5 protein-coding genes and 21 tRNA genes are annotated in these 8,244 nt (G+C 42.6%); 2 read left to right on the forward strand and 24 right to left on the reverse strand.

The window, feature by feature from the left end:
- Position 1: 1 nt before the first annotated feature.
- From menH to V179_RS0117615, 3 genes are read right to left on the reverse strand one after another with little or no spacing between them, the layout of a single operon-like run.
- A complete protein-coding gene (menH, locus tag V179_RS0117605) occupies positions 2-820 on the reverse strand; it encodes a 2-succinyl-6-hydroxy-2,4-cyclohexadiene-1-carboxylate synthase (protein ID WP_028392651.1) in 819 nt (272 codons plus the stop codon).
- A complete protein-coding gene (gene menD / locus V179_RS0117610) occupies positions 817-2,562 on the reverse strand; it encodes a 2-succinyl-5-enolpyruvyl-6-hydroxy-3-cyclohexene-1-carboxylic-acid synthase (protein WP_028392652.1) in 1,746 nt (581 codons plus the stop codon). The genes menH and menD overlap by 4 nt, the downstream gene beginning before the upstream one ends.
- Positions 2,555-3,964, reverse strand: a complete 1,410-nt coding sequence (locus V179_RS0117615; protein ID WP_028392653.1) for an isochorismate synthase — start codon at positions 3,962-3,964, stop codon at positions 2,555-2,557. Before V179_RS0117615 ends, menD begins: the two co-directional genes overlap by 8 nt.
- Before the next feature lie 265 nt (positions 3,965-4,229).
- Here V179_RS0117615 and V179_RS0117620 point away from each other — a divergent pair, with 265 nt between their 5' ends.
- Together V179_RS0117620 and V179_RS28255 are read left to right on the forward strand one after the other, a co-directional pair.
- A complete protein-coding gene (locus V179_RS0117620) occupies positions 4,230-5,159 on the forward strand; it encodes a 1,4-dihydroxy-2-naphthoate polyprenyltransferase (protein WP_152534753.1) in 930 nt (309 codons plus the stop codon).
- 267 nt (positions 5,160-5,426) lie between these two features.
- The gene (locus V179_RS28255; RefSeq protein WP_034301802.1) at positions 5,427-6,086 is read left to right on the forward strand and encodes a TraR/DksA C4-type zinc finger protein; all 660 of its coding nucleotides are present in this window, start codon (positions 5,427-5,429) and stop codon (positions 6,084-6,086) included.
- Positions 6,087-6,182: 96 nt separating this feature from the next.
- Here the strand turns inward: V179_RS28255 and V179_RS0117630 are convergent.
- The 21 genes from V179_RS0117630 to V179_RS0117730 form a co-directional block, all read right to left on the reverse strand.
- Positions 6,183-6,254: transfer RNA gene (locus V179_RS0117630), tRNA-Glu, on the reverse strand.
- A gap of 3 nt (positions 6,255-6,257) precedes the next feature.
- Positions 6,258-6,348, reverse strand: a tRNA-Ser gene (locus V179_RS0117635).
- 3 nt (positions 6,349-6,351) lie between these two features.
- Positions 6,352-6,426: transfer RNA gene (locus tag V179_RS0117640), tRNA-Asn, on the reverse strand.
- 1 nt (position 6,427) lies between these two features.
- Positions 6,428-6,504, reverse strand: a tRNA-Ile gene (locus V179_RS0117645).
- Positions 6,505-6,508: 4 nt separating this feature from the next.
- Positions 6,509-6,582 (reverse strand) — tRNA-Gly (locus V179_RS0117650).
- A gap of 5 nt (positions 6,583-6,587) precedes the next feature.
- Positions 6,588-6,663: transfer RNA gene (locus tag V179_RS0117655), tRNA-His, on the reverse strand.
- A gap of 26 nt (positions 6,664-6,689) precedes the next feature.
- Positions 6,690-6,762 (reverse strand) — tRNA-Phe (locus V179_RS0117660).
- Positions 6,763-6,946: 184 nt separating this feature from the next.
- A tRNA-Asp gene (locus V179_RS0117665) sits at positions 6,947-7,023 on the reverse strand.
- Between the two features lie 3 nt (positions 7,024-7,026).
- Positions 7,027-7,100 (reverse strand) — tRNA-Met (locus V179_RS0117670).
- Between the two features lie 32 nt (positions 7,101-7,132).
- A tRNA-Ser gene (locus V179_RS0117675) sits at positions 7,133-7,225 on the reverse strand.
- Between the two features lie 12 nt (positions 7,226-7,237).
- Positions 7,238-7,314 (reverse strand) — tRNA-Ile (locus V179_RS0117680).
- 8 nt (positions 7,315-7,322) lie between these two features.
- Positions 7,323-7,399, reverse strand: a tRNA-Met gene (locus V179_RS0117685).
- A 23-nt stretch (positions 7,400-7,422) separates the two neighbouring features.
- Positions 7,423-7,498, reverse strand: a tRNA-Ala gene (locus V179_RS0117690).
- A 22-nt stretch (positions 7,499-7,520) separates the two neighbouring features.
- Positions 7,521-7,597 (reverse strand) — tRNA-Pro (locus V179_RS0117695).
- A gap of 8 nt (positions 7,598-7,605) precedes the next feature.
- Positions 7,606-7,682 (reverse strand) — tRNA-Arg (locus V179_RS0117700).
- Between the two features lie 14 nt (positions 7,683-7,696).
- Positions 7,697-7,785: transfer RNA gene (locus tag V179_RS0117705), tRNA-Leu, on the reverse strand.
- A 12-nt stretch (positions 7,786-7,797) separates the two neighbouring features.
- Positions 7,798-7,872 (reverse strand) — tRNA-Gly (locus V179_RS0117710).
- 9 nt (positions 7,873-7,881) lie between these two features.
- Positions 7,882-7,963 (reverse strand) — tRNA-Leu (locus V179_RS0117715).
- Between the two features lie 12 nt (positions 7,964-7,975).
- Positions 7,976-8,051, reverse strand: a tRNA-Lys gene (locus V179_RS0117720).
- A 29-nt stretch (positions 8,052-8,080) separates the two neighbouring features.
- A tRNA-Thr gene (locus V179_RS0117725) sits at positions 8,081-8,156 on the reverse strand.
- Between the two features lie 11 nt (positions 8,157-8,167).
- Positions 8,168-8,243, reverse strand: a tRNA-Val gene (locus V179_RS0117730).
- Position 8,244 lies beyond the last annotated feature (1 nt).

The following is an 8,244-nucleotide window of genomic DNA, read 5'->3' on the forward strand; positions in this document are numbered from 1 at the left end:
CTTATATCCTCCTTAATTGTTTTGTTAAAAACTCACTTACTATCTTACCAAACTTCTCTTCATCTTCCACATGAATTGCATGGCCAGCATTATTTATTATTTGCCATTCGCATGCTTTCATAATCGATTGCATCATTTTTGCTATGTCACAGAATTTATTATCTAGCTCCCCTGTAATAAGAAGGATTGGCATCGATAAGTTTTCAAGCTGACTCCACCAGGAAGGCTGCGAGCCCGTGCCCATTCCAAGTAAACTGTTCGCAAGGCCAAGTTCCGTGTTCCCAAGCCGCTCTTTTCGAACGGACTGTTGTTTTTCAACCGGCAATTTCTTCTGTGAATCGAATAGGGGGATATTCTCCCAGTCAGCGACAAACGCCAAAATGCCTCTTTCGATAATTTTATTCGCTAGCTTTGCATCTTGAATCCTGCGCTCCTGTCTAGCAGTCTCTGTCTTCAAACCTGGAGAAGCACTTTCAAGAATCAATGACTGTACATATTCAGGATATAAGCAAGCAAAACCAAGTGCCAGCCTTCCACCCATTGAATAGCCAAGCACATGGATTTTTTGAATCGAAAGTTTTTCTAAAATTTCCCGAAGATCCTTCGCTACTTCCAGCATAGTATATCGCTCGGCATTGTCTGGAGACCCTGTAGAACCATGGCCAATGATATCCACCATGATCAGTTGATATTTCTTTAGCATATGCCCTAGAAATCTCCATGTTTCAAGGCTACCTGTAAATCCATGTAAAAGGAGAAGAGGTTCACCTTGACCTATGATATCTATATGGTACTCGACACTTCGACAAACAAGTTTCACTGTATTTCCCCGATTAATGCATCTGCTATTTCCCGGGAAACAAAACTCCACAAATTACGATGCTTTAGAACATTCGACTCGCGATTTGTCGGAATCTCAATGATTTTTAATCCAGGTATTGAAAATGACGCTGTAAAGACCTCGCTAAATTCATCCCAATTCTGGATCTTTTGATATGTTGCATTATAAAGTTGGGCTGAATGTGAAAAATCAAGTCCATGTGGAGTACCGAATAATACTTCGAAATATTCTTTTTCTGATGCTTGCGATAAGAAAGAGAATATTCCGCCCCCATCATTATTAATCACCAAAATGGTCAAATTTTGTTCTTGAAGCTTTCCAGCAAGCAAACCATTCATATCGTGGAAAAAGCTTAAATCACCTATCACAAGTACGGTCTTTTCTTTAACCGTACTCACACCAAGAGCGGTCGAAACGATTCCATCAATACCGTTTGCACCACGATTAGCATAGATTTCTACGTTTTTATTATTTGAAAAGAAAAACGTGTCCAAATCTCGGATAGGCATACTGTTTCCGACAAATAAATGAGAATGCTCCGGCATAAGCTCGTTTAATTGATAAAATAGCTTCCCTTCATCCAACTCTTCTTCATTAGCTATGCTTCGGAGTGCATGTTTTGTCGCTTCATTAACCTTAACCCAGCGTTGCAACCAGCCTTGATCAAGATTTTTATGAAGTCGTTCGACAAGATCTCGGCAAAATTTTTCTTCTTCCGAGTAGACCATATGCGTTGCAAGGCCACTTGGGTCCCGAAAACCTGCTCCACCATCAATGACAAAATACTGAGCTTGTTGTTTTTTTAACCAAAGGAGCAAAGGTTTCGACACTGGCATCGCTCCAAAGCGGAGGATGACATCTGGATGAAATGCCTCTATCACTTGCTCATCGCGTAAAAAAGTATCATAGCAGTCTATCACGTTCGAAAAAGAATGTTGACCGCTTCGCAACTGTGAGAGTGGATCGGCAAGAATAGGAAATCCTAGTGTTTCGCCAAGCTCTGTTACGGCCTCTTTCATGCCATTATTCTTCAGGTCTCCACATATAATCAGCCCTCTTTTAGCTTGCCCAATCTCTTTAGCTATCGCAGCCAATTGGTTCGTCGATAATGTTAACGCACCAGGTTCAATCGCTACAGTAGCTTGTTTCTCCTGACGGTACTTTTCCGCTTCTGCCAAATTCGGAATAAGCGGTTCTCGCAGAGGGAAATTCAGATGAACCGGACCTGCTGGCTCATTAGCAGCAGTCGCTACAGCTCTTGCACAAATCGTTCGCGCATACCGTATCATACTCATGCTGCTTTCGGGAAGCGCCATCTCAACAAACCATTTCACATGATTACCATACATCCCGATTTGATTAATTGTCTGCGGTGCACCGACATCACGTAGTTCATGTGGTCTATCAGCCGTTAAGACTATCAGTGGAACCCGAGAGTAGAATGCTTCTACTATTGCAGGATAATAATTTGCCGTTGCTGTACCTGATGTACAAAGCATAGCCACCGGTTTCTTCATTGCTTTTGCAAGCCCTAACGCAAAAAAGGCAGCAGAGCGTTCATCCACATTAATATGAATCTTTATCTCTGGATGCTCTGCCAATAGCAAAGCCAAGGGTGTAGAACGCGATCCTGGACTAACCACTACGTCATTTATTTGATTTCGAGCTAATTCATCGACAAAAGCCGCCACATACGCAGTTAACGCATCACGATCATTCATGAAGATTCCCTCCTAAAGCACTTAACATCGGATTAAATTTAATTGCTGTTTCTTCGTATTCACTTTCAGGGGTCGAATCTTCTAACACCCCACAGCCAGCAAATAATGAAGCTTCATTACCTTGAATGAGCGCTGATCGAATCCCCACTGCAAACTCGCCATTCCCATAAGAATCACACCAGCCAATTGGTGATGCATAAAAGCCACGCTCCAGTTGTTCGTTATCACGAATCCATGCAACTGCATTTTCCGTTGGCAAACCTCCCATTGCAGGGGTTGGGTGGAGTTTGCCTATTACGTCGAAAATAGACACATTCGCATCGCATTCTCCACTCACTGGTGTATACAAATGCTGAATATGTCTATTTTTCATAACAGTCGGCTCTTTAGGTACTTCAAGCTTTGTACAAACCGAACTTAGTGCATCTTTAATCATTGAAACGACATATTGATGTTCAAGTAGGTTTTTTTGATCATGCAGTAACTCTTGTTCCAACTGCTTATCTTTTCTTACATCTTTGCCACGAGCAATTGAGCCTGCAAGACACACGGAGAACAATTCATCACCATGTTTTTTAACGAGGCGCTCAGGGGTCGCTCCAATAAAACAATCCCCAGCAGATTCTAGACAAAAAATAAAGCTCCTTGTTTGTTCCTTTAGAAGCCGTGAAAGAACAGCTACAGTTTCAATTCGTTCCTTAAACACAAGCCGCAATTCTCTCGCTAGAACAACTTTATCCAACTCTGAATGTTTCATATGTGAAACGGCCTCTGCAACAATCTTCTTCCAACCCTCAGGGTCATCCTCGATTTGTTCCAAAGTCTCATTTTCGCTTACAGTTACATTTGTCAAACGATTTCTAATATCATTTTCCCGTTCATTTATCAGATCTTTGAAGAGGTTTGCTTGATCTTCCGATGTGCAAACAATATTGGTCGTTAAATATGCTTGTCCCTTCACAATGGATAACATGAAGGCAGGAATATAAAATAAACTATCACCAAATTGATCCCAAAGCAGGGAATCCGTTTTATTGTAATCAAATGAATATCCACCAAACACTAACGGACCTGTACCTACTATTCCGGAAACACCTGCTTTAACAGCATTTTTCTGAAGCTCAGTCCAGCTTGCTTCAATCTTCCTCACTCTGTTAGCATCCGCTTTAACTTGGATTTTTTCCACTATACCTAAACCAGCAATGATCAGTTCTTTTTCAGGATCTTGCCAGTAAAAGCGTTCTCCTACATACCGTTCTCTTCCAGCTTGATAAAATGAAAGGGGGTCTATATCATCGATTTTCCTTACTACACTGAACAAGACTTTTTGCTTTAGCTGTTTCGCTTTTTGCACAGCTTGCTGAAGTCCATAAAACCATTCAGTTTCATGTGAGATAGCCAAAAAAAATCCCCCTTAATGTCAACATTTTAAAAGCATACAAACCTATTTAAAGATACACCTCATTTCGACTCAATGTCAATTATTGCGGTCTTTATCCACCTTTTTTGACAACTTATTTCCTTATTAATATATTCTCTTTACTAACATAGTTGTTAAGAAAATCACAAATAGACATTGACACTCTTAATTTGTTTTCCTACACTTATTCTGTACCAATATTTCATTTGTGATCACATATGCAAGCTAACTTTAGAGGAGAAGAGAAATGTCTATACAATCTAATTCTGTTTCACCTAAACAAGAAAAACACAGCTGGAAGATCTGGTGGGAGCTGATTCGCCCACATACGTTGACTGCAGCGTTTGTCCCCGTATTAATTGGTACCTTGCTCGCTTTAATAGCAGAGGAAGTGAACTGGCTACTATTTGCTGCAATGCTAATCGCTAGCCTATTAATACAAGCAGCTACTAATTTATTTAATGAATACTATGACTATAAACGTGGACTAGATACTGCTGAATCAGTTGGCATTGGTGGTGGAATCGTCCGCCATGGAATGACGCCCAAGTTAATTATGAATTTGGCACTTAGTTTTTATGCAATCTCTCTTTTACTTGGTCTATATATCTGTGCTGCTTCTTCCTGGTGGCTTGCAGTAATCGGCTTAATCTGCATGCTCATCGGATATGTATATACAGGAGGGCCTATTCCTATTTCATCTACACCATTTGGCGAACTCTTTTCTGGATTTTTCATGGGCTACGTCATTATACTAATTGCTTACTTCATCCAAACAGGACATGTGACAAGTGAAGTTTCATTTGTAGCAATCCCTAGTCTTATTCTAGTTGGCTTAATTAATATGGCTAATAACATACGTGACCACGATGGTGATAAAGCAAATGGCCGACGTACATTACCGATTTTACTAGGACGTGAAAAAAGTGTGCGCTTTATGGCGATTATGTTCGCCATTTCATACCTATGGGTTATTCTTATCGTTGCACTCGGTATCATTACACCGTGGATTCTACTAATTCTACTAAGTATACCTAAAGCGGTAAAAGCAACAAAAGGCTTTATTGGGAAAACTGTTCCGATTGAAATGATGCCTGCTATGAAAGCAACTGCTCAAACAAACACAATTTTCGGTTTACTTCTATCTATAGGATTATTGATTAGCTATTTTGCTTAATAAAAAAGAGGATGTCCCAAAAGGATCTGACCTCGCACTCTAAATCAGTATTTAGTGTTTAATACACTTATTCTATACTGTATTTAGTTATTGCGGGGTCTGATCCTTTGCTTTTGGGACATCCTCTTTTTGCTCTTAATGTCCTTAGAAAAAAAGAAAAGAAACCTTTACATCCTCTTTCTTCATGCCCCTAAAATGTTTCTACCACCGCCAATAGGGTATTGTACAAATACGTCCAAATCAAATCGCCCAAGGAGTGAAATGGAAATGGCTACTAAAAAGCAAATTCAAAATTTAAAAGATAGATTACTCTTGGAAAAAGAACAACTCCAAGACCAAATTCAAAGTGATGAAGAAACCTTAGTAAAAGTAGGTCAAAAAGAATTCGTAGACGAATTATCTTCTTACGATAACCACCCAGCCGATATGGGTACTGAACTTTTTGACAAAGAAAGAATTATGGCATTGAATGATCATGCTAAATCCGAGATTGAGAAAATTAATATAGCCCTTCAAGCTATAAATGAAGGTAAATATGGCCATTGTAAAGTCTGTGGTAAAACCATTTCTATAAAACGACTCGAGGCAGTCCCAGCCACTCTATATTGCTTAGAGCACTCTCAAACACAAAACACTATTCAAGCACGGCCTGTAGAAGAAGATGTACTTATCCCTTCTTTAGGAAACCATTTTGAAAATCGTCGTACTGATAATGAAATCACTGACAAAGAAGATAGCTTTCGTGAGGTTGCCCGTTTTGGAACCTCAGAGACCCCTTCTGACTATAGTGGCGATCATGAGAGTTATGATACTCTTTTTGATAATGAAGACGAAACAGAAGGATTTACAGAAGAATATGAAGCATATGTAGGAAATGATGTAGAAGTAAAGAACAGAAAAGCTTATCCAAATAACAAAAAGCTATAAAATGTGCTAATCGTAGAAAATCTCAAAACTGTTATAAATTCACTTATAAAATCAAATAAAAAAGATGCATACTTAGATGTATGCACCTTTTCTATATGACCCCTACGGGATTCGAACCCGTGTTACCGCCGTGAAAGGGCGGTGTCTTAACCGCTTGACCAAGGGGCCAAATGGCGGAGAAGGAGGGATTTGAACCCTCGCGCCGGTTACCCGACCTACACCCTTAGCAGGGGCGCCTCTTCAGCCTCTTGAGTACTTCCCCATATGGCTCCGCAGGTAGGACTCGAACCTACGACCGTTCGGTTAACAGCCGAATGCTCTACCACTGAGCTACTGCGGAATGGTGGGCCTAAATGGACTCGAACCATCGACCTCACGCTTATCAGGCGTGCGCTCTAACCAGCTGAGCTATAGGCCCATTTTGGAGCGGGTGAAGGGAATCGAACCCTCATCATCAGCTTGGAAGGCTGAGGTTTTACCACTAAACTACACCCGCGTAAATGGGGCGACTGATGGGAATCGAACCCACGAATGCCTGAACCACAATCAGGTGCGTTAACCACTTCGCCACAATCGCCATAATAAAATCTTACACAATAAAGGTGGCTCAGGACGGAATCGAACCGCCGACACAAGGATTTTCAGTCCTTTGCTCTACCGACTGAGCTACTGAGCCGTATTATATTTGACACCCTAAATAAAAATTAGCGTTGTCCTTCATCCCCATCTCAGGAGGATTATTCAAGTAGCAACTCGATGGGTACGCTGCAGCTTTTCTGAGAAGCTTATTCAACGTGCTCTACCGACTGAGCTACTGAGCCAATCAACTTTCAAAAGCAAACTTAACTATTGAATAAAAATGGCGGTCCGGACGGGACTCGAACCCGCGACCTCCTGCGTGACAGGCAGGCATTCTAACCAACTGAACTACCGGACCAGATTGCGGGGACAGGATTTGAACCTGCGACCTTCGGGTTATGAGCCCGACGAGCTACCAGACTGCTCCACCCCGCGATAATAGAAATGATGTAATTTGTTTTAAAAAATGGAGGAGGTAGAGGGATTCGAACCCCCGCGGGATTTGACTCCCCTGTCGGTTTTCAAGACCGATCCCTTCAGCCGGACTTGGGTATACCTCCAATAACATTATATGGTGGACCTTGTAGGACTCGAACCTACGACCAGACGGTTATGAGCCGTCTGCTCTAACCAGCTGAGCTAAAGGTCCTTATATTTTGGTAGCGGCGGAGGGAGTCGAACCCACGACCTTTCGGGTATGAACCGAATGCTCTAGCCAGCTGAGCTACACCGCCAAAATAATATAAGTTTGAAGAAATGGTGGAGCCTAGCGGGATCGAACCGCTGACCTCCTGCGTGCAAGGCAGGCGCTCTCCCAGCTGAGCTAAGGCCCCATAACAATTGATTGGATATACATGGTCGGGAAGACAGGATTCGAACCTGCGACCCCTTGGTCCCAAACCAAGTGCTCTACCAAGCTGAGCTACTTCCCGTATATATATGGCGCGCCCGAAAGGAGTCGAACCCATAACCTTCTGATCCGTAGTCAGACGCTCTATCCAATTGAGCTACGGGCGCATATATATTTAAAATGGTGCCGAGGACCGGAATCGAACCGGTACGGTAGTCACCTACCGCAGGATTTTAAGTCCTGTGCGTCTGCCAGTTCCGCCACCCCGGCACATACGAAAAGTGGAGCGGAAGACGGGATTCGAACCCGCGACCCCAACCTTGGCAAGGTTGTATTCTACCACTGAACTACTTCCGCATGATAAAGTGCGGGTGAAGGGACTTGAACCCCCACGCCTCGCGGCGCCAGATCCTAAGTCTGGTGCGTCTGCCAATTCCGCCACACCCGCAATATAATATAATGGTGAGCCATGCAGGATTCGAACCTGCGACCCTCTGATTAAAAGTCAGATGCTCTACCAACTGAGCTAATGGCTCGTCCTACTCAAATAATCTGTAAATGAAACTGGTGCCGGCAAGAGGACTTGAACCCCCAACCTACTGATTACAAGTCAGTTGCTCTACCAGTTGAGCTACACCGGCACTATAGGTAATGGTGGAGGATGACGGGATCGAACCGCCGACCCTCTGCTTGTAAGGCAGATGCTCTCCCAGCTGAGCTAATCCTCCA

Source organism: Bacillus cihuensis, from assembly GCF_000504145.1.
GTDB classification, from domain to species: Bacteria; Bacillota; Bacilli; order Bacillales; family DSM-1321; genus Peribacillus; species Peribacillus huizhouensis.